15 protein-coding genes are annotated in these 20200 nt (G+C 67.5%); 10 read left to right on the forward strand and 5 right to left on the reverse strand.

Features of this window, described 5'->3' with window-relative positions; genetic code table 11:
* The first annotated feature begins 80 nt into the window (after positions 1-80).
* The 5 genes from F1654_RS12320 (at position 81) to F1654_RS12340 (ending at position 6127) form a co-directional block, all read left to right on the forward strand.
* The gene (locus F1654_RS12320; protein WP_150023854.1) at positions 81-1223 is read left to right on the forward strand and encodes an efflux RND transporter periplasmic adaptor subunit; all 1143 of its coding nucleotides are present in this window, start codon (positions 81-83) and stop codon (positions 1221-1223) included.
* Positions 1223-4318 (forward strand): efflux RND transporter permease subunit, encoded by a 3096-nt coding sequence (locus F1654_RS12325; protein WP_150023855.1) that lies wholly within the window; start codon positions 1223-1225, stop codon positions 4316-4318. The genes F1654_RS12320 and F1654_RS12325 overlap by 1 nt, the downstream gene beginning before the upstream one ends.
* A gap of 14 nt (positions 4319-4332) precedes the next feature.
* A complete protein-coding gene (locus tag F1654_RS12330; RefSeq protein ID WP_150023856.1) occupies positions 4333-4947 on the forward strand; it encodes an NUDIX domain-containing protein in 615 nt (204 codons plus the stop codon).
* Positions 4947-5780, forward strand: coding sequence for a serine O-acetyltransferase (cysE, locus tag F1654_RS12335; RefSeq protein ID WP_150023857.1), 834 nt, complete (start codon positions 4947-4949; stop codon positions 5778-5780). The genes F1654_RS12330 and cysE overlap by 1 nt, the downstream gene beginning before the upstream one ends.
* A 125-nt stretch (positions 5781-5905) precedes the next feature.
* Positions 5906-6127: a DUF3126 family protein gene (locus tag F1654_RS12340; RefSeq protein WP_150023858.1), complete on the forward strand. Its 222-nt coding sequence runs from the start codon at positions 5906-5908 to the stop codon at positions 6125-6127.
* 61 nt (positions 6128-6188) lie between these two features.
* Here the strand turns inward: F1654_RS12340 and F1654_RS12345 are convergent, their stop codons facing one another.
* Positions 6189-6941, reverse strand: a complete 753-nt coding sequence (locus tag F1654_RS12345; RefSeq protein ID WP_150023859.1) for a PhoH family protein — start codon at positions 6939-6941, stop codon at positions 6189-6191.
* Positions 6942-7271: 330 nt separating this feature from the next.
* Here F1654_RS12345 and F1654_RS12350 point away from each other — a divergent pair, with 330 nt between their 5' ends.
* Together F1654_RS12350 and F1654_RS12355 are read left to right on the forward strand one after the other, a co-directional pair.
* Entirely contained in the window at positions 7272-7799 is a 528-nt protein-coding gene (locus tag F1654_RS12350; protein WP_150023860.1) for a gamma carbonic anhydrase family protein, read from the forward strand.
* 19 nt (positions 7800-7818) lie between these two features.
* Complete coding sequence (locus F1654_RS12355; protein ID WP_150023861.1) at positions 7819-9168, forward strand: flavin monoamine oxidase family protein; 1350 nt, start codon at positions 7819-7821, stop codon at positions 9166-9168.
* Here the strand turns inward: F1654_RS12355 and F1654_RS12360 are convergent, their stop codons facing one another.
* The 3 genes from F1654_RS12360 to F1654_RS12370 all read right to left on the reverse strand — a co-directional run bounded on the left by F1654_RS12360 (position 9169) and on the right by F1654_RS12370 (position 14871).
* On the reverse strand, positions 9169-10287 hold the full coding sequence (locus F1654_RS12360) for a nitrilase-related carbon-nitrogen hydrolase (RefSeq protein ID WP_150023862.1): 1119 nt from the start codon (positions 10285-10287) through the stop codon (positions 9169-9171).
* A 3-nt stretch (positions 10288-10290) separates the two neighbouring features.
* The gene (locus tag F1654_RS12365) at positions 10291-11412 is read right to left on the reverse strand and encodes a baeRF11 domain-containing protein (protein ID WP_150023863.1); all 1122 of its coding nucleotides are present in this window, start codon (positions 11410-11412) and stop codon (positions 10291-10293) included.
* Between the two features lie 150 nt (positions 11413-11562).
* Positions 11563-14871, reverse strand: a complete 3309-nt coding sequence (locus tag F1654_RS12370) for a TonB-dependent receptor domain-containing protein (protein WP_233205283.1) — start codon at positions 14869-14871, stop codon at positions 11563-11565.
* Between the two features lie 307 nt (positions 14872-15178).
* Between F1654_RS12370 and F1654_RS12375 the strand changes: the two genes are divergently transcribed.
* Both F1654_RS12375 and F1654_RS12380 read left to right on the forward strand, forming a co-directional pair.
* Complete coding sequence (locus F1654_RS12375; RefSeq protein WP_150023865.1) at positions 15179-16411, forward strand: serine hydrolase domain-containing protein; 1233 nt, start codon at positions 15179-15181, stop codon at positions 16409-16411.
* Between the two features lie 83 nt (positions 16412-16494).
* The gene (locus F1654_RS12380; protein ID WP_150023866.1) at positions 16495-17403 is read left to right on the forward strand and encodes a LysR family transcriptional regulator; all 909 of its coding nucleotides are present in this window, start codon (positions 16495-16497) and stop codon (positions 17401-17403) included.
* A 3-nt stretch (positions 17404-17406) separates the two neighbouring features.
* Here the strand turns inward: F1654_RS12380 and tgt are convergent, their stop codons facing one another.
* Positions 17407-18528, reverse strand: coding sequence for a tRNA guanosine(34) transglycosylase Tgt (gene tgt, locus F1654_RS12385; RefSeq protein WP_150023867.1), 1122 nt, complete (start codon positions 18526-18528; stop codon positions 17407-17409).
* Between the two features lie 36 nt (positions 18529-18564).
* On the opposite strand from tgt, the gene F1654_RS12390 reads away from it, so the two are divergent.
* Positions 18565-20118, forward strand: coding sequence for an acyl-CoA carboxylase subunit beta (locus F1654_RS12390; protein ID WP_150023868.1), 1554 nt, complete (start codon positions 18565-18567; stop codon positions 20116-20118).
* Positions 20119-20200 lie beyond the last annotated feature (82 nt).

The raw sequence follows: 20200 nt of genomic DNA on the forward strand, positions 1-20200 counted from the left end.
GTGAATTTAATTTAACGCCGTTCACTATTCAAACAGCGTTCGCTGAGCTATATACGGTCCTGACACGCAGGAGCGAAAATATGGCGGGCGGGCTAACCTCTTCAATTCGCAGCAAGGCGGGCCGGTTAGGGCTGGGCGTCCTGGCTGCAGCGGTGCTCGTGGGCGTGGCGGTGATCGCGGTCAGCACGCTGCGCAGCGCGGGCGCCGGTCCCGGTCAGGCGGCGGTGGCCGAGCCTTTGCCGGTGGAGACCTTTACCGCGCGCTATGTCAGTGAAGCGGCGATGGAGGCGCGCTATCCCGGCCTGGTCTCGCCCTGGCGCATGAGCGCCCTGGGCTTTGAGACCGGCGGGCGGATCGTGGCGATTGACGCGCGTATCGGCGATCGCGTCAGCGAAGGCGATGTTCTGGCCCGGCTCGACACCCGCACTCTTGAGGCCCAGGTCTCGGCTGCGCGCGCCGAAGCGTCAGCCGCCGAGGCCCAGGCGGGTCTGGCGCGGGTCACGCTGGAACGCCAACAGGCGCTGGTGGATCGCGGCCATGTCTCGGGCCAGCGCCTCGATGAATCCGCCGCCAGCCAGCGCGCCGCGCTCGCCCGCGCCGCCGCCGCGCGCGCCAGCGCCGAGGCGCTGGCTGTCCGGCTCGAGCTTTCAACCCTTACCGCCCCGTTTGACGGCGTGGTCACCGCCCGTCATCTCGATGAAGGCGCCATCGCCCCCCCTGGCGCGCCGGTCCTGACGCTGGTGGAAGACTCCCGCCTTGAAATGCGCGTCTCAATCCCTGCGTCCGAGGCCGGACGGCTGGAGCCCGGGCGCGCCTATCCGGTGGAGTTCGGATCGCAGCGCGCCGAGGCGCGCCTGCGCACCGTCACTGGTGTGATCGAGATGGAGCAGCGCGCCGTGACGGCGGTGTTCGACATCGACGGAGGCGAGGGCGCCTCCAGCGGCGCGGTGGGTCGGGTGCGGGTGCGCGCCACATTGCAGGAGCGCGGCTTCTGGGCGCCGGTGACAGCGCTCACCGAGGGCCGGCGCGGGCTGTGGTCCATGTATGTGCTGATCGCCGACAATGGCGCCTACCGCATCGAGCCGCGCCCGGTGGAGGTGATCCATACCGAGGGCGACACGGTGTTCGTGCGCGGTGCGGTCAATGATGGCGACACGGTGATGGCCGCAGGCGTCAACCGTGTGGCGCCCGGCCAGCGCGTGCGCGCCGAAGGCGGGGCGTGATGACCACGCTGTTCTTCCGCTATCCCCGCCTCATTGTGCTGGCGCTGTTCCTGGTGGTGGCGGCAGGGCTGGCGGCGCTCAGCGTGCTGGGCCGCCAGGAGGATCCGTCCCTGACCGAGCGCTTCGGCGCGGTGACGGTGATCCTGCCAGGCGCGGACGCCGCGCGTATGGAGGCGCTGGTCACCCGCCCGCTGGAAGCTGCGCTTCTGGAGCTGATGGAGCTGGACGAGGTGCGCTCCACCACCCGCGCCAATGTCTCCCAGCTCAATATCAATATTCGCCCCGATCTGAGCCCCATCCGGGTGGAGCAGGCCTGGTCGCTGGTGCGCGACCGGGTCGCAGAAGTGCGCCCCAGCCTGCCTGACGGCGTGCAGATGGTCGAGGTGAACCGCCAGTATATGGGCGCGGCGACCCTGATCGTGGCGCTGCGCTGGCCGGAGGGATCGGAAGGCTCGCTGGGCGCGCTCAGCCGGCTGGCGCGCGATCTGGAAGACAATCTGCGCAATCTGCCCGGCACCAAGGAGACGGCGGTGTTTGGCGAGCCCGAGGAAGAGGTGCGCGTCGTCCTCGATCCCGAAGCCGCCGCCGCTTTGGGGCTCACTGCCGCTGATGTGGCTGGCCTGCTGGCGCGCTCTGACGCCAAGGTCCCCTCGGGGCGCCTGGCCGGGCGCTCGCTGGACGTGACGGTGGAAGTGGCCGGGGCGTTCGACAGCCTGGACCGGCTGCGCGCCGCGCCGGTCAGCGCCGGACCCGGCGGTTTCCTGCAGCTGGCCGATATCGCGCGCATTGAACGGGGCTTGCGCGAACCGGAGGCCACGCTCGCCCTGCGCAACAATAATCGCACCATTCTGGTGGCCGCCTATCTCGAACCGAGCCTGCAGGTGGATGCCTGGGACCGGCGCGCCCAGAGCGCGGTGGGAGCATTCGCCGACGCCAATCCGGGGCTGGAGACGGACATCATCTTCGCCCAGGCCGATTACGTGGTGGACCGGCTGTCGGGCCTGGCGCGCAATCTGGGCTTCTCGGCCCTGATCGTGTTCGCCGTGCTGTTCCTGCTGATGGGCTGGCGCAGCGCGCTGATCGTGGGCTCGGCCCTGCCGCTCACCGTGCTGCTGGTTATGGTTCTGATCAATGTCTACGGCTCGCCCCTGCACCAGATGTCGGTGACGGGCCTGGTGGTGGCGCTAGGGCTCCTGATCGATAACGCCATCGTGGTGGTGGATGATTACCGCCTCCTGCGCGCGCGCGGCATGGACCGGACGCAAGCAGTGGACAAGGCCGCGCGAACCCTGTTCGGGCCGCTTCTGGCCTCGACGCTGACCACCATTTTCGCCTTCGCGCCCATCGCCCTGATGCCGGGCGTTGCAGGCGAGTTCATCTCCATGATCGGCGTGTCGGTGATCTTTGCGGTGGGATCGAGCTTCGTGCTCGCCTTCACCGTGATCCTGGGGCTGGCGGTCGTGTTTGATGATACGGGCGCCGGGCAGGGCTATCGCGGCTTCCTGCGCGACGGGCTGCGCTCGCGCCCGCTGGCCTGGGCCTACAGAAAGCTGCTGGACGCAGTAATCGCCCAGCCCGTGCTGGGCGTAGCGCTCAGCCTGATCCTGCCGGTGGCGGGCTTCGCCGCCGCCACCACACTGCCCAGCCAGTTCTTCCCGCCCACCGAGCGCGACATGTTCCAGGTGCGCCTCGTGCTGCCCGCCTCCGTCTCCATCGAACAGACCCGCTCGCGGGTTGAGCAGGCGACCGAGATGCTTCTGGCCTATGACGGGGTTGAGGATGTGGTCTGGGTGGCCGGTGCGGGCGCGCCGCGTGTCTACTACAACATGATGAATGTGGTGCAGGGCCGGCCCAATTTCGCCTCCGGCTTTGTGCGCGCAGACTCAAAGGAAACCGCAGCGCGCGTGGTGCGCGACTTCCAGCGCGCGGCCATCACCGCCTTCCCTGATGCGCAGGTGCTGGCCATTCCGTTCGAGCAGGGTCCGCCTTCGCCCGCCCCGGTGGAGCTTCTGGTGGTGGGGCCGGACTTTGCGGTTCTCGACCGTATCGGAACCGATATCCGCCGCATCCTGTCGGGCGTGCCGGGCGTCACTTTCACCCAGGCCGGGCTGGAGCTGGGCCTGCCCGTAGCGCGTCTGGAGACCGACGAGGCCGAGGTGGGGCTGGCGGGGCTGCGCCTGACGGATCTGGCCGGCCGGCTGCGCGCTGATATCGACGGCGTGCCGGGCGGGTCTGTGCTGGAGGGGGTGGAGGAACTGCCCGTACGGGTGATCGCTCCGGACGTGCGCCGTGACGCCATTGAAGGCTTGGGCGCCACGCCCCTGCCCGGACGCGGCGGGGCGCCGGTGGGGATATCAACGCTGGGCCGCTTCACCCTGGCGCCGGAGACCGCCGCCATAACCCGCCAGGACGGGGAGCGCACCAATCCGGTCTACGCCTTCCTGGAGCCTTATGTGCTGCCCGCCCCGGTGCTGGCCGAGTTCCAGCGCCGCTTTGAGGCGGAAGGAATCACCCTGCCGCCGGGCTATCGCATCGAGATCGGGGGCGAGGCGGAGAACCAGGGCGAGGCCATGGCCGATCTGATGTCCACCGCCATCCCCCTGCTCATTCTGATCATCGCCTCGGTGGTGCTGGCGTTCAATTCCTTCCGCTATGCCGGAGTGATCTTCGCGGCGGGATTCCTCTCGGTGGGCCTGGCCATGTTCGGGGTGTGGATGTTCGGCACGCCGCTGGGCTTTAACGCCATTGTCGGCTCACTGGGCCTTGTGGGCCTGTCCATCAACGGCTCCATCGTGGTGCTGTCAGCCCTGCGCGCCAATCATCTCGCCCGCGCCGGCGATCCCGATGCGATACGCGAGACCGTGGTGGACGCCACGCGCCATATCGTGGCCACCACGCTGACCACGATTGGCGGGTTCGCACCGCTGCTCATCGAGGGCGACGCCTTCTGGCTGCCCTTCGCCGCAGCGGTGGCGGGGGGCGTGGCCGGATCGGCTCTCCTGGCGCTGATCTTCGCGCCGGCGGCCTTCACGCTGCTGGTGCGGTTTGACCGCAAGGCCCGCGCGGGCGAGCCTGCCGCCCCTGTCACCGCCTGACGCGGGAGAGTGATGTGAGCGAACGCCGCCGCGGCCCGTGGACTATCGTCTCCGAGCGCCTCGCCTACGAGAACCCGTGGGTGCGGCTGCGCCATTACGAGGTGCGCCAGCCCGACGGTCAGGCCAGCGTCTATGGCGTGTTCGAGCCGCACAATCTGGCCATCGGCATCGTGCCGGTGTTTGCCGACGGGACCATCATGCTGGTGGGCCAGCACCGGTTTGCGCTGGACGCGTGGAGCTGGGAGCTGCCCGAGGGTGGGGGGCCGCGCGATGTGGACCCGCTTCTCACCGCCCGGCGCGAGCTGAAGGAGGAGACCGGCCTTACCGCCCGGCGCTGGGCGCAGATCGCCGATTACGACGTCTCCAATTCGGTCACCACCGAGCGCGCCATCGGCTTCATCGCCTGGGAGCTGGAACAGGGCGAGCCCGAGCGCGAGGGATCGGAAGCCGACATGCAGATGCGCCGCGTGGGGTTGCAGCAGGCCCTCGCCATGGCCATGTCTGGCGAGATACGCGACGGCTTCACCCTGACCTTGCTCGCCGCCGCAGACCATGCCGCCCGCCACGGCCGCCTGGAGCCGGAGCTGGCTGCAGCGGTCCTCAAACCCAGCGCCGGGGAGGGCGTGTGATGAGTGCTGACGCCAACACCGGAACGCCGCTGACCGCCATCAAGTCCGAACAGGGCCAAGTCTGGTCGCGCCTGCGCTTTGACGCCGCCGCCGCGGCGGCCGAAGAGCCCATGCTGGCGAGCATGCTCAACGCGGCGGTCCTGCGTCATGAGAATTTCTCCGAGGCGCTGGCGCACCGCGTGGCCGAGAAAATGGCCGACGCCCAGCTGGACGCCCTGCAGATGCATCACGTGGCCCGCGCCGCCTTCGCCGCCGCGCCCGAGCTGGCCGATCAGGCCGCGCGCGACATGCTGGCGGTGGACGAGCGCGACCCGGCGGTGCGCTCGCTCCTCCAGCCCTTCCTCTATTTCAAGGGCTTCCACGCCCTGATCAGCTACCGCGTCGCCCACTGGCTGTGGCGCCAGGAGCGCGAAACTCTGGCCTTCCATCTGCAGAGCCGCATGTCGGAACGCTTCGCGGTGGACATCCACCCGGCGGCGAAGCTGGGCGCGGGGCTGATGATCGACCACGCCAGCTCGGTGGTGATCGGCGAGACGGCGGTGGTGGGCGATGACGTCTCCATCCTGCACGAGGTGACGCTGGGCGGCACGGGCGCCGAAACCGGCGACCGCCATCCCAAGATCGGGCGCGGCGTGATGATCGGCGCGGGCGCCAAGGTGCTGGGCAATATCAAGGTGGGCGATTATGCGCGCATCGCGGCGGGCTCGGTGGTGCTGCAGGACGTGCCAGCGCGCTGCACGGTGGCGGGGGTGCCCGCCCGGCCCGTGGGCGGCGCCTGCGCGGAACCGGCGCGCTCCATGGACCAGACCTTCAGTGAAGACAGCGCGAACTGAGGCGCGTCTGACGCCCCGGTGTTGCGCCGGGCGCGAATGGCGCTAGTTTGCCCTCTCGACAAGGGCCGCTCCGGCCCGTGATCCGATCAGACAGATCCCGTCCAACAGATAAAGAGGAAGCGCCGATGGCCGCGCCCGTTTTCACCCCGGCTGAAGCCGCCAAGGTCCAGGTCTTCCTGCGCGGCAAGCTGAACCCGGAACTCAAGGTCCAGCTCCGCAACCGCCCCGACGAGTGCGCCGAGATCTATATCGGCGCCGAATGCCTGGGCGTGGTCTCCAAGAATGTCGAGGAGGGCGAAACCTCCTACTCGTTCGAAATCACCATTCTGGATATCGATCTGGATTAGGCTGCCTTATCAGAACGGCAAGCGGGGCGGCATGCAGCCGCCCCGAAAAAACCACCCCCTTTCAGAGCACTTCGAGCATCGAGGCCACCAGCGGGTGGCGCACGATGTCTTCGGGCTTGAGCTGGATGACGCCGATATTGTCGACCTCGCACAGGCGTTCGGCGATGGGTTTGAGGCCCGACAGCTCGGGCAGGAGATCGGTCTGGGCCGGGTCGCCGGTGACCACCATGGTGGAGTTCCAGCCCAGGCGCGTGAGCAGCATTTTGAGCTGCGCATAGGTGCAGTTCTGGGCCTCATCCACCACCACGAAGGCGTTGTTGAGCGTGCGCCCGCGCATGTATCCGATGGGTGCGATCTCGATCAGGCCTTCGGCCATCAGCGCCTTGAGGCGTTTCGGGCTCAGCCGGTCGGACAGCGCATCGTAGAGCGGGCGCAGATAGGGGGCGAGCTTCTCCTCCATGGCGCCGGGCAGGAAGCCGATGGATTCCCCCGCTTCCACCGCCGGGCGCGAGAGCACGATGCGCCCCACCTCGCCCGCTTCCAGCGCCTCGACCGCCTTGGCCACGGCCAGATAGGTCTTGCCCGTACCCGCCGGGCCCAGGGCCATGACGAGATTGTGCTCGTCGATCGCATCCATCAGCGCCGCCTGCCCCTCGGAGCGCGGCTTGACTGATTTGATATAGCGCTGGTCGCGCATCGGGTCGGTCTCGTCGGGGCTCCACCCCGTACCGGGAAAGAGCGCGCGCACTTTCTCCTCTTCATAGGCTTCTGCGTTGAACCCGCCCTGACGGCGCTTGGCGGCTCGCTTGCCCATATTCAGTCCCTCCAGATGGCAAGAAAAAACCCCTCGCGCGGATGCGGAGGGGCGACGGATGCGGCAGATTCAAGGGTCCGGGCCGAAGCCGGCGCTGCTGCGCCCGGCGGCGGGATGTCCCGGTTTGGCGGTGCGGACGGCATGGGCCCTCCTTTCCAGCTGTCCCGGCGCAGCACGAGGCTGCGCACGAGCCGAGTCGCGCCCTTGATCGCGAATCGCACTCACAGTCTCATCCTAAGACAGTGAATGAAGTATGAGTCAGTGCTTCACTGAGATGTCGCAAACCTGCGGCGTCCGCGCCACAGACGCCCCTTCCAAGGAGACCTTCCCATGACCCTTTATGCGCTCGATGGTGAAAGCCCGCAGATCAGCCCGGACGGCGCCTGGGCTGCGCCGGACGCGGCGTTGATCGGCAAGGTGACGCTGCTGGCGGGCGCCTCGGTCTGGTTCGGGGCGGTGCTGCGCGGCGACAACGAGATGATCACGCTGGGCGAGGAGGCCAATGTCCAGGACGGGGCGGTGCTGCACACCGATATGGGCTTTCCCCTGACGCTGGGGCGCGGGGTGACGGTGGGCCATAACGCCATGCTGCATGGCTGTACGGTGGGTGATTATACGCTGATCGGTATTGGCGCGACGGTGCTCAATGGCGCGAAAATCGGCAAGAACTGCATCATCGGCGCCCACGCCCTGATCACCGAGGGCAAGGAGATCCCTGACGGCTCGGTGGTGATGGGCGCGCCGGGCAAGGTGGTCAAACAGATCGAGCCGGGCGTGGACGAGCTTCTGAAAGCCAGCGCCGACCATTATGTGGAGAACGCCGCGCGCTACGCCCGCTCCCTGAAATCCGTGGGCTGACGGCGGCGGGACGGGGGCCATGACGCAAAACGATGTTTTGGTGATCGGGGCTGGATTTTCCGGGCTGGAGGCTGCGCGGCGCCTGTCTGGGCGTTTCAGCGTGCGCGTTCTTGAGGCGCGCGCCCGGCCTGGCGGGCGCGCGCTGCTCCATACATTCGCCAATGGCGACGAGGTGGATCTGGGCGGACAATGGGCGGGCCCTGCACAGCACCGCCTTAACGCCCTGATCTCTGATCTGGGCGCCAGCACCTATCCCTTGTGGAATGAGGGCGATCATCTGGTGGCGCTGAACAGCCGACTCAAGCGCTATCGCGGGACCATCCCCGCCCTGCCGCTCCATGTCCTTCTGGACCTCAACAATATGCTCTCGCGCTTTGAGGCCATGGCCGCCGGCATCGATCTGGACCAGCCCTGGGCGCATGCCAAAGCGCTGGACTGGGACCGGCGCACGGTGGCCGACTTCATGGCCCGCAACGGCTTCACGGCTCAGGCGCGCGAGATGTTCGCCATCGGAATCGGGGCGGTGTTCTGCGCCGAGCCGCATGAGCTGTCGCTCCTGCACGCCCTGTTCTACGCCCGCGCCGGGGGCTCGCTGGATGCTTTGCTGTCCGTCGAGGGCGGCGCCCAGCAGGACCGGGTCCATGGCGGCATGGGCGGGCTGGCCCAACGCATGGCGGAAGGGCTTGGCGATCAGATCACCTATGAGGCGCCGGTGGAGGCGCTCCACTGGGACCAGGCGGGCGTTCGCGCGATCACGCCAGCTGGCGTGTTCCAGGCGCGCCGCGCCATTCTCGCCCTGCCGCCCAGTCAGGCGCTGGCGATCCGGTTTGACCCCGTTCTGCCCGCCCAGCGCGATGCGCTCTGGCGGCGCATGCCGGCGGGCGCGTGCATCAAGTGCGTGGCCCAGTATGAGCGCCCCTTCTGGCGCGAGGCGGGTCTGTCGGGCCAGTCGGTGGGCGGGCCGGCGCCCGTGCGCGTCACCTTCGACAACACCGAAGCAGGGCGCGAGCACGGCCTGCTTCTGGGCTTTATCGAAGGCGATGAGGCGCGCATCTGGTCCGGCCGCGACCCGGCCGAACGCCGCGCCGCCGTGCTGGAAAGCTTCGCGGCCGTGTTCGGCGAGGCCGCCCGCCATCCGGTGGATTACGCGGATCAGGACTGGACGGCGGAACCCTATACGCGCGGCTGCTACGCCGCCTTCATGGGGCCGGGTGTGTGGACCAGCCTCGGGCGTCATTTGCGCGCCCCGCTGGGCCCCTTGCACATGGCTGGAACCGAGACGGCGCGCGAAGGCTATGGTTATTTCGAAGGCGCGCTGGAAGCCGCTGAACGTGCCGCGCGCGAGGTGGAGGGCGCGCTCAAGGCCTGATCACTCCCCCACCCACGCCACCACCACCGCGCCGCCGGGCGTGCGCGGGCCGAGCTGGTGGCTGTGCGGCGTCGCGATCAGGGTCTGGCCGTCTGCGCCCAGATCCCAGGGTGCGCCGCGGGCGAAGGCCGTCACACCGAGCTGCGCGCTCGTGTCGGCCAGGCGCCGGGGCAGGGAGTGGGCGATCCAGGCTTCAGCCTCGGTGAGCCGCCCTGCGTCCCTGCGGGGAGCGTCGTCCGGCCAGGGCGTAACATAGCCGCCCCAGGGCGCGTCCCATACGCCAGTGGGCTGGAGGAACGCGGGCACGGCGATCAGGTCGGGCGCGCCAGCCAGACCCGCATACACGTCCGGATGCCAGGAATCGGCGCAGATCAGCACGCCCAGTGCGCCTGCGGGCGTGTCGAAGATGGGCAGGGCGGGCGGGGCGGAGGCCGTGAAGCCGGCCTCGGACGGGATGGGATAGACCTTGCGCACCAGCTCCCGGTGGAGCGATCCGTCAGGCGCGAAGACCGCCGTGACATTGTATAGCGGCCCGGCGCGATTGACGCTCAGCTGGCCATTCTCGACGCGCGGATCGGGCAGGACGATGGAGCCCGCCACGATCGTGACGCCATAACGCCGGGCGAGGGCGGAGAACACGGCTTGGTAATCGCGCGCCATGGCGGGCCCGCGAGCCCGGAACAGCCCGGCGGCGGCCCGCTCGGGCTCAGGGCTGGCGATCACGGATGTCAGCGTCCCCACCGGACGAGATAGCGCCAGCGCGGCCATGGCGCCGTCCAGGGTTTGCGCCCGGTAGACGCCCGATTGCGCGTTGGCGGCGGCGAGCCAGGTGCCGGCGTGTTCAGGGAAGACAGCGATGGCCGCGCCCTCAAGAGCGCCGGCGTCATGCGCGCTATCGAGATAAGCCGATAGCGCCGCCTCCAGCGCCTGTGCGCTGCGGTAGTCGTGAGCGCTAAGACTCGGCTCAATGGCGATCAGGGCGCGGCCGGACGGGGCGCCCTGCTGTTCAAGCGTGATCGCCGCCGGAGCCGGGGACGGATGCAGCGGCGCCAGCCGCCACACGCCCCATAGCCCGGTGACGAAGGCCAGCGCGATCAGTATGGAGCGCGCTGCGGCCATGTATCAGCTGGCGTAGCGCAGGATCGCGGCCAGCTCGCCCCCGCCCGGGATATCGCCCCTTCGAACGCCCAGCACCCTGGCGCCGGTGGCCAGCGCCCGCGCTGCGATTTCATCCACAACGCCATAGCTTTGCGCGCTGGCCTTGTCGGAAAGGGTGAGGGCGCCGGTCTCCTCGTTAATGCGGCCGGGTACTACAGTGTCGATATCCACCAGAAGCGCGTCGATGGCGCCAAACGTCGCCGCGCGCGCCGCATCGGCGATATCAGTGGCCGTGCGCCCCTGCTTGGCGCGGGTGTCGAACAGGGATTTGAGCTCGCCCAGCTCGCGCGCATAGGCGCTGTCCAGCACCGGGCGCGACCGGTCAGCCAGCTCGCGCTCGGTGAGACGGTCCGGGCTGTCCTCAATGCCCTCGGGCAACAGATGCGGATAGCTGTTCACCGAGCGGTAGATGGATGCCAGGCGCCCCGTGGCGGCCAGGATAAGCGGCGTGTCGCGTCCGCTCAGCACCGGGCGCAGGGCGGCGTCCACCTTGCGGGCGAACTGGCGGAATCGCACGTTCTGCCCTTCCGCGCCATGGATGCGGCCTGAAGGAGAGCGGTCATTAAGCGTGGACTTGCCCAGCGCGCTGGCGGCGTCCCGGGGCAGATCGATGCCGCGCACTTCGCGCGGCGCCATCTCGGCGAACACCTCCACCAGGCGCACCGCGTTTTCCGACAGCGCCAGCACATAGGCCGCGTGCGGGAAGGTGACGGCGCGCAGGAGCGGTTTCAGGAAGAAGCGGTCGGACACCTCGGTCTGCGCTGTGAGCGTGTTGGCCAGGCGGAAGGTGCGCAAGGTGTCGGGCGTGGCCAGCACGGCCAGCGCATTGGCCTGCAAGCGCCAGAACTCGGCGTCGGCGTCGAGATCTTCAAACTGCTCCATCAGGGCGGCCAGGCGCCGCTTGTCCAGGCCGTTGGTCTCCAGCTGGCTGCGCGCCTCGCGTGCGGCGTTGGACAGGGCGATGCGCGCGGCGTCACTCTCCTGGCTCAGCGGCGTGGTTTCCAGATAGATCGACACGCAAGCATCCGCGCGCACGCGAGTGAGAGTGTCGAGATCGCCGCGTGTGGGCAGGTCGATATGCAGCATGCGTGCAGAGCCTCCGCTTGGGTTTGAACGGTGGCGATCATGGGCGCTGCGGGCGTGCGCGCGCAAGCCTGCGCCGCCCTTTCACGCGTCCGAAATGCAGAAGGCCGGAGCGTCGCCGCTCCGGCCTTCGCATCACGCGTCCGGCGAAGCCTAGAAGCTGGCTTCCACGCCGAAGAAGAAGAACCGCCCGCGCGGACCGGCCGGCCAGGCCCGCTCGGTCACATAGGGGCTCTCGTCGAACACGTTGTTGACGCCGCCATAGAAGCGGACCGTGTCGTTGAGCCGGAAGGCGGCGTTGAAGTTGTGGATGAACATCTCCGGCGCCCAGCCCGCGTCGCCGAACAGAGCCTCGATGGTATCCACTTCCACCCCGCCCAGAGCCTGACGGCCCACATACTGGGTGTTCCAGCCCAGCGACAGACTATCGCGGGTGACGCCGAAGCTGGCATTGCCTGCCCAGACGGGCCGGCGCAGTTCTTCAAGCCGGTTGGTCACATCGGTGGCGTCCAGCGGGTTGTTGAAGAAGTCCAGACGCTCCTGCCGGGTGCCGCTCAGGCCCAGGCGGAAGTCGTACTCGCGCCAGTCGAAGCTGTAGCTGGCCGAGAAGTCGTAGCCGCGCGCCTTGATGGACGCGAAGTTCACGAAGGACTGGCGCAGGAAGCGGAACCCGCCAAACTGCGGCGAGCTGGAGTCCGTCTCCCGGTCGAACAGGCCGCAGAAGGCGCTGTTGGGGAAGTCGGTGGAGTCATAGCATCCATCGACGATCTGTTGAGCGGTCACAAAGCCAATGCCGTCCTCGATCTCCACATTCCAGTAGTCGAGTGTGAAGTTGAAGCCCGGCAGGATGCGCGGGGTGAACACCAAGCCTAGCGTCACCGTGTCGGCTTTTTCCTCCTGGAGATTGGCATTGCCGCCCGCCACGCCCGGGAAACGGGCCGAAAGCGGATCGGTGAAGCCCACCGGCAGACCCGGCAGGCCGGAGCCGCCCGCCTGGCAGTTGGCCGCCCGCAGCGCCGGGTCGGGCGCATTGGCCAGTTCAGACGCGTCGCAAGGATCGATCGGGCGGAAGAAGGCCGGATTGTCCGGGCGGAACAATTCGTCAATGTTCGGCGCGCGGATCGCCTGGGAGTAGGTGCCGCGGAAGGAGATGTCATCCACCGGCGTCCAGATGAAACCCAGCTTCCAGGTCTCGGCGCCGCCCACGGTGGAGTAGTCCGCATAGCGGTAGGCGCCGTCTATCGTGAGCTCTTCAGCCAGCGGCAGGCCGGCCAGGACCGGCACGGACAGCTCCACGAACACGTCGGTCACGTCAAACTTGCCTGACGAGTTGAAGAACTGGCTGAGCGCATTGAAGCCCAGCGAGCCGTTCGCCGACACGTCGGAGATCAGCGTGCCCTCGCCGAAGGGCGAGCCGGCCGGCAGGATGCCCAGATCCACGTTGTCGCGGTTCAGGCGGCTGGACTCGCGGCGGTATTCGATACCGGTGGCGAAGCTGACCGGGCCGGCAGGCAGGGTGAACCAGTTGCCGAAATCGCCGGTCAGGAAGCCGCTGAGCACGGTCTGCTCAAGGCGAAGCTCGTCAACAGTCGTGGTGGTGATGAAGTCCACCGCGTCTGCGCTGATCGAGTTGGGGCCGCCCCAGATATTGGCCGGGCGGCACTGGCCGTCTCCCGGGGTGAAGGTGTAGAAGCCCGGATCAAAGTCGGGGATGCCGAAGATCGTGGTCGGCGGCACCGCCGCGGGATCCAGATCAGAGCGGCAGACCGGGTTGCCGTTGGCGTCGCTCACCACGTCAATAGCGGCGAAGAAGCGGTCCAGCAGCACGGTGTTGCGGCCCTTGGTGGTGTTGGTGAACTGGCCGAAATTGGCGGCCACTTCCCAGCTCCAACCATTGTCGAACTCGCCCTGCAGCCCGGCCACCACGCGATAGGTATCGCGGGTGAACTGGTTGATATTGGGGCCCAGATCGGTGGGGTCGCGGGTAATGAACAGACCGCCGGTCTGCTGGGCCAGGCCCTGCAGTTCCTGGGGCAGGAAGGGGTTGTCCGGCGCGCCGTAGAGCAGATCGTAGAAGGTGTTGAGCGGCGTGCCGCGCTCGGTCACCGACTGGGACGCCTTGAACTCGAAGAAGGCGCGCGTGTTCTGGGTCAGGTCATAACGCGCATTGAGATTGGCGGTGATCCGTTCGGTTTGCGGGATCAGATAGGTGAGGTCGAATACATCCTCGATGCCGTCCCCGCCGAACTGGTTGAAATTGCCTGCGACCAGACCGTCGCGATAGGGCCGCACCGAGCCGTTGTCATTCACAACCCAGCACCCGCCAGCGAAGCCGAACGATCCTGTGCCCGCCAGAGAGTTGTTCCAGCCGACAAAGGATTCAAGACAGTCGTCAATGCCGCTGCCATTGGTGTCGATGCCCGGCGCCAGCCCGAAATTGCCCGGTGAGATCACGCCGCGGCGTGACGAGATGGAGAAGTTCGGCTGGGGCAGGATGGCGCGCGAAGGCGAATTATTGCGCCGCTCGATCAGCGCCAGTTCGGCCGGGCTGAGGTCGGCGACCGTCAGATTAGTGCCGAAAGTGGCGTTGTACTGGTCGATAAAGGCCTGAGCGCTGCCCGGGATCGCCAGCCCGATCGGGTAACGTCCGGTCTGCTGGAAATTGAAGAAATTGCCGAACAGGGGCGTGGCGGACGTGATGTCGCCGTGCTGGAAGCGCAGGGCCGGGTTAGGCAGCGAGCGTGACAGGCCGTTATTGGCCGCCCAGGGGCGGTCGCCGAAGCGCAACACCGAATCGAAGGTGTAGTCGAGCGCGAACGTGACATTGCCTCGGCCCTCGTGGAAATTCTTGCCCCAAAGGCCCTGGAACGAGGCGTTCTCGGCGTCGCCGCGGCTGGAGATGCCGAAGCGCACATCGTAGTTCTGGCCTTCGAAATCATCGCGCAGAATGAAGTTCACCACCCCGGTGACGGCGTCCGAGCCGTAGATGGCCGAGGCGCCGCCGGTGAGCACTTCCACCCGCTCCACAAGGGCGCGCGGGATGGAGCCGATATCCACAGACTGCTCGCCTTCAAAACCGGCCACATGACGCCGGCCATTGACCAGGGTGAGCGTGCGCACGCTGCCCAGACCGCGCAGATTGAGCGCATTGGCGCCAGTCAAAGTCTGTTCAGAGGTGGTGGAGGCCAGAAGGGCCGGAATGCGATTGACCACATCAGCCAGGCTGATCTCGCCCGAGAGCTGGAGCGCTTCGGAGTCCAGAGACTGGACAGGCACAGGCGAGGCCAGGTTGGGATCGCGCGCGATCCGCGAACCGGTCACCAGCACCACATCATCACTGCGCTGAGCGGCCGGAGCGTCTTCTTCCTGGGCGAACGCCAGGCCCGGCGCGACGGCGGCGGCCAGCGCGAGGCTTGAACCGCCGGCAAGCAGCCGGGACATGTGTCTGAAACGCGATATCATGATGCCTATCCCCATTGTTGCTGTCCTGGCCGGGCAGGCTGGCTAACCTGCCGGCGCATGTCTTTTGTGTCGCCGCTTCACGCTTGTTGCGCCGCACAAATCAATCATTACAGGATTGTATGGTTTTGACGCCCCCTTGAGAGCCGATTTCCGGCATGCTTCACAAATTTGCGATACAGGCGTAGCAATTTTGCTACAGTTTTCTTCCCGACGACCCTGTCTATACAGGATGGGTTGAAAAGGGTTGGTTTGCGAGAATTGCTCAATTGAATGAGGGGTTTGAGGTTTGGTTTGCAAGAATTTCCGCATGATCGCACCTGTTCGCCTTCTGGCTGCCGCAGGGCCCGCCTTCGCCTTGTCCAGCTGCGCCGGGCCTGATGTGACGCCCGGGGATCCCTGGCAGGCGCGATTGGATTCCCTTCTGGAGATGGAGGGCGCTCGCGCTCCGGGCGCAGCCCTGGCGATCTTGCGTCAGGGCGAGCTGGTGTGGTCCGCCGCTGCGGGCGCTGCGGCCTTCGACGCCGCCGGGCGCGCGCCTGAGCGTCCCTTGACGCCGCAGACCCGCGTGCGCACCGCCTCCATTTCCAAGCTCGCCGTTGCCCTCACGGCAGGGGGGATGGCAGAGGCTGGTGTGATCGATCTCGATGCACCCGCTGCGCCTTGGCTGGCTTTTCCTTTTAGCCACCCGGCCGCGCCTGACGCGACGGTGAGCTTGCGCCAGCTCCTGTCTCACACAGGCGGGATATGCGACCCGGCGCGCTACTGGGCCGAGCTGGGCGAAGACTTTGGCGCGGTGTTCGAAAGCGCCTGGTGTGAGCACGCGCCGGGCGGAGGGTTCACCTATTCCAATCTGGCGTTCGGGCTTGCAGCCAGCGTGTTGGAGGCCGCCAGCGAAGAGCGTTTTGACGCGCTGGCCCGCCATTACGCCCTTGAGCCTATCGGGCTGGGGGGCGCAGGTTTCAACTGGTCAGGTGTGGACAAGGCTGAGCGCCTGGAGGGCGGGGCGCTGCACCGCTGGATCGATGGCGCCTGGCGGGTGCAGATCGACAGCCCGGCCATGCTCTCGGGCGACGGGCCGGTGGTGCTGATCCAGCCCGGTCACGCGCTGGAGGATTATGAGCCGGGCGCCAATGGCTCGCTGTTCTCACCTCAGGGCGGCTTGCGCGCCAATGTGATTGAGCTGGCCCTGCTGGCGCAGGCCTTCGCGCCGGGCGGCCCGGGTGAAGCCCTTTCACAGCCGGTCTGGCGCGGCGATGGCGGGCCGGGCATCCGCGCCTGGGGAACGGGTCCGCAAATTCTCGAACAGGGCCAGATACCCGGACGCCCTGATTTAAGCGCCGTGGGCCATCCCGGTCAGGCCTGGGGGTTTTTCGGCGGCGCCTGGCATATCCCCGAACTGGACGCATCCATCGCCTATTTCGTCACCGGCGAGGACCCGGACGAGCCCAAACCCTATGACCCGGTGAGCGGGCTGACCCCGGGCGAGACGGCGCTACTGGTGCTGGCGCTGGACTGGCTGGACGCCCATGACGGGCGCTAGGGGGCAGCGCCATTTCGCGTGACAGGCCGATAACCGGGATATAAGACCGGTTTTTTGGCGCTTTTATTCCTGGACGGAAACATATGGACCGGATTGACGCGCTGCGCCTGTTCTCGGCGGTGGCGGAACTGGAAAGCTTCACCCGCGCCGCCGAGCGCCTGGGCCTGACGCCCGGCGCGGCCTCCAAACAGATCGCGGCGCTGGAAGAGCGCATGCAGGCGCGCCTGCTGGAGCGCACCACGCGCTCGGTGCGCCTGACCGACGCCGGCCGGGCGCTCCTGGACCGGGTGCGGCCCTGGCTGATGGAGTATGACGCCATCGAAACCGGCCTGGCCGCCGAGCAGGCGGCGGCGGCGGGCGTGCTGCGGGTCTCCGCGCCGGTGGATTTCGGCGCCCACAAGCTGATCGCGCCGGTCACAGCCTTCATGACCCGTTGGCCGGGCGTGGAGGTGCGCCTGGAAATGACCGACCGCATGGTCGACCTGGTCGACGAGGGCTATGACCTGGGCGTGCGGCTGGGCCATCTCAATGATTCCAGCCTGATCGCCCGGCGCCTGGCTGCTGCGCCCATGTCGCTGCTGGCGGGATCGGCCTATCTGGAGGCGGCGGGCGCGCCCGCGCATCCCTCAGACCTCTCGCGCCATGACTGCATTATTGACCGCAACCGGCCTGCGCCCATGCTCTGGCGCTTCCAGCGCGGCAATGAGCAGGCCGAGGCCAAGGTCTCCGGCCGGCTCACCCTCAACGGCGCCAAGGCGGCGGTGTGCGCGGCGGCGTCGGGGGCGGGCATCGCCTGCACGCCCGAATGGGCCGCGCGTGAGGCGATTGATGCAGGCGATGTGGTGGAGATCATGAAGGACTGGACGCCCGAAGGGCGCGATCTGTGGGCGGTGTTTCCGTCCAACCGCTACCTTGCCCAGCGCGTGCGCCTGTTCGTCGATCACCTGGCCGTCTGGTTCAAGGACGGGCTGTGCGCGCGCGAGACCGCATGAACCCTAGTCGAAGGGCTGGCCCAGCTTGTCGTGGAAATCCTTGCGGAAGGTCTCGAAGCGGTTGTCGTCGATCGCCGCCCGCATGCGCGCCATAAGCGACTGGAAATACGCCGTGTTGTGCCAGGACAGCAGCATCGACCCCAGATACTCGTTTGCCTTGACCAGGTGATGGAGATAGGCGCGCGAATAGTCCCGGCTGGCCGGACAGTCCGAGCTTTCATCCAGCGGGCGCGGGTCTTCGGCGAAGCGGGCGTTTTTCAGATTGACCGGGCCGTAATCGCTCCAGGCCTGCCCGTGGCGCCCTGAGCGCGTGGGCAGGACGCAGTCGAACATGTCGATCCCGCGCGCCACCGCTTCGACCAGATCCACCGGCTTGCCCACGCCCATGAGATAGCGCGGCCGATCGGACGGCAGGAACAGCGTGGTGGCGTCGAGCACCTTGCACATCATCTCGAAGCCTTCGCCGACGGCCAGCCCGCCCACGGCGTAGCCGTCAAACCCGATGCGTTTGAGCCCTTCGGCGCTGTCGCGGCGCAGATCGTCATACACCGAGCCCTGCACGATGCCGAAAATCGCCTGGGTCTTGCGCTCGCCAAAGGCGTCGCGTGAGCGCTGCGCCCAGCGCAGCGACAGCTCCATGGACCGCGCCGCCGCATCGCGCTCGCACGGGAAGGGCGTGCACTCATCAAGCTGCATGGAGATGTCCGCGCCCAGCAGATCGGCCTGGATCTCGATGGAGCGCTCGGGCGTGAGGTGATGGGATGAGCCGTCCAGATGGCTCTTGAAGGTCACCCCGTCCTCTTCCAGCTTTCGCAGGCCTGACAGAGACCAGACCTGGAAGCCGCCCGAATCGGTCAGGATCGGCCCGTCCCAGCGCATGAAGGCGTGCAGGCCGCCCAGCCGCTTCACCCGCTCTGCGCCGGGGCGCAGCATCAGGTGATAGGTATTACCCAGAATGATCTGGGCGCCTGCATCGCGCACCTGTTCAGGATAGAGCGCCTTGACCGTGGCGGCGGTGCCCACCGGCATGAAGGCGGGCGTGGCGATGTCGCCGCGCGGGGTTTTCAACACCCCGGTGCGCGCACCGCCGTCGACGGCGAGGAGTTTGAAGGGGAAACTGGTCATGGACATCCATTCAAAAGGCGGCGGAGACATAGCCCAATGAGCTGGGAAGATGAAATCAGCGAACTGCGCAAGCGCCAGGCGCTGGCGCGGGGCATGGGCGGGCCGGACAAGCTGGCGCGCCAGAAGGCGGCGGGCCGGCTGAATGTGCGCGAACGCCTCGATCTTTTGCTCGATCCGGGCAGTTTCCGCGAGATCGGCTCCATCACCGGCACAGCGCAGACCGGCGCGGACGGGGCTCTGGAAAGTTTCACCCCGGCCAATTGCGTGTTCGGGCGCGGGCGCATGTCGGGGCGCGACGTGGCGGTGGTGGCCGATGATTTCACGGTGCGCGGCGGGGCGGCGGATGCGGCGATCATCGACAAGCAGATCCAGGCCGAGACCATGGCCGGGGAACTCGGCCTGCCGCTGATCCGCCTGATCGAGGGCACGGGCGGGGGCGGATCGGTCAAATCGATCCTGGACATGGGCGCCAGCTATGTCCCGTTCAATCCGGGCTGGGATCAGGTCACAGCCAATCTGGAACGCGTGCCGGTGGTGTCTCTGGCGCTGGGGCCTGTGGCGGGGCTGGGCGCGGCGCGCGCGGTGTCGAGCCATTACTGCGTGATGGTGAAGGGTCAGTCCCAGATGTTCATCGCTGGCCCGCCCGTGGTGGCCGGTATTGGCGAGCACGTCACCAAGGAGGAGCTGGGCGGGGCCGATGTCCAGCTCGCCGCCGGGGCCGCCGACGACGCCTATGCCAGTGAAGCCGACGCCATGGCCGCCGCGCGCTGGTTCCTGTCCTACCTGCCCGACCGGGCCGGAGAAGCCGCGCCGCGCGGGGCCGTCACCGATGATCCGGTTCGCAGCGATCCGGCCTTGCGCGCCATCATCCCGCGCGACAAGCGCTATGGCTATGACATGCGCGCCATCCTCAATAGCGTGTGCGATGCGGGCAGCGTATTCGAGATGGGCCGCCATTTCGGGTCCAGCGTAATCACCGCGCTGGCGCGCCTGGACGGCTGGCCGGTGGCGGTGCTGGCCAGCAATCCCAATGTCTATGGCGGCGGCTGGACAGCCGAAGCCGCCCAGAAGGTGACGCGCTTTGTCGATCTGGCCGAGACCTTCCGCCTGCCTGTGACCCATTTCGTGGACATTCCCGGCTTCGTCATCGGCGCGCGGGCCGAGCGGGCGGGCACGATCCGTCATGGCGCGCGGGCGCTCAGCGCGATCTATCAGGCTAGCGTGCCCTGGTGCACGATCCTGATCCGCAAGGCGTTCGGCGTGGCCGGCGCGGCCATGATGAACCACACCCGCTTCCGCTACCGCTACGCCTGGCCGTCAGGCGACTGGGGCTCGTTGCCTCTGGAGGGCGGGGTGGAGGCCGCGTTCAAGGCTGCGCTCGAACAGTCCGATGATCCCGGCGCCATGAAGGCTGATCTCGCCGCGCGCATGCGCGATCTGGCCTCGCCCTTCCGCACCGCCGAGCGATTCTGGATCGAGGAGATCATCGATCCGGCCGAAACCCGGTCTGTCCTGACCGAATTCGCGCGCCTTGCAGCACCTTTGCGCACGCGGGCGCGGGACGTGCCACAGTGCCGGTACAGGCCTTGATGAAGGGGTGTCCAGTTAACGTGACACCTGTAACGTTGAATTAACCATACATCGCGCATGCATATTTTATTCACTTACCCCT

The sequence above is a fragment of the Alkalicaulis satelles genome, assembly GCF_008630495.1.
Classification (GTDB): domain Bacteria; phylum Pseudomonadota; class Alphaproteobacteria; order Caulobacterales; family Maricaulaceae; genus Oceanicaulis; species Oceanicaulis satelles.

What these genes read in the sequence shown, in the direction of transcription:
- F1654_RS12320 (WP_150023854.1), top strand. Translation starts at nt 81, where the DNA reads ATGGCGGGCGGGCTAACCTCTTCAATTCGCAGCAAGGCGGGCCGGTTA.
- F1654_RS12325 (WP_150023855.1), top strand. Translation starts at nt 1,223, where the DNA reads ATGACCACGCTGTTCTTCCGCTATCCCCGCCTCATTGTGCTGGCGCTG.
- cysE (WP_150023857.1), top strand. Translation starts at nt 4,947, where the DNA reads ATGAGTGCTGACGCCAACACCGGAACGCCGCTGACCGCCATCAAGTCC.
- F1654_RS12340 (WP_150023858.1), top strand. Translation starts at nt 5,906, where the DNA reads ATGGCCGCGCCCGTTTTCACCCCGGCTGAAGCCGCCAAGGTCCAGGTC.
- F1654_RS12345 (WP_150023859.1), bottom strand. Translation starts at nt 6,941, where the DNA reads ATGGGCAAGCGAGCCGCCAAGCGCCGTCAGGGCGGGTTCAACGCAGAA.
- F1654_RS12350 (WP_150023860.1), top strand. Translation starts at nt 7,272, where the DNA reads ATGACCCTTTATGCGCTCGATGGTGAAAGCCCGCAGATCAGCCCGGAC.
- F1654_RS12355 (WP_150023861.1), top strand. Translation starts at nt 7,819, where the DNA reads ATGACGCAAAACGATGTTTTGGTGATCGGGGCTGGATTTTCCGGGCTG.
- F1654_RS12360 (WP_150023862.1), bottom strand. Translation starts at nt 10,287, where the DNA reads ATGGCCGCAGCGCGCTCCATACTGATCGCGCTGGCCTTCGTCACCGGG.
- F1654_RS12365 (WP_150023863.1), bottom strand. Translation starts at nt 11,412, where the DNA reads ATGCTGCATATCGACCTGCCCACACGCGGCGATCTCGACACTCTCACT.
- F1654_RS12370 (WP_233205283.1), bottom strand. Translation starts at nt 14,871, where the DNA reads ATGATATCGCGTTTCAGACACATGTCCCGGCTGCTTGCCGGCGGTTCA.
- F1654_RS12375 (WP_150023865.1), top strand. Translation starts at nt 15,179, where the DNA reads ATGATCGCACCTGTTCGCCTTCTGGCTGCCGCAGGGCCCGCCTTCGCC.
- F1654_RS12380 (WP_150023866.1), top strand. Translation starts at nt 16,495, where the DNA reads ATGGACCGGATTGACGCGCTGCGCCTGTTCTCGGCGGTGGCGGAACTG.
- tgt (WP_150023867.1), bottom strand. Translation starts at nt 18,528, where the DNA reads ATGACCAGTTTCCCCTTCAAACTCCTCGCCGTCGACGGCGGTGCGCGC.
- F1654_RS12390 (WP_150023868.1), top strand. Translation starts at nt 18,565, where the DNA reads ATGAGCTGGGAAGATGAAATCAGCGAACTGCGCAAGCGCCAGGCGCTG.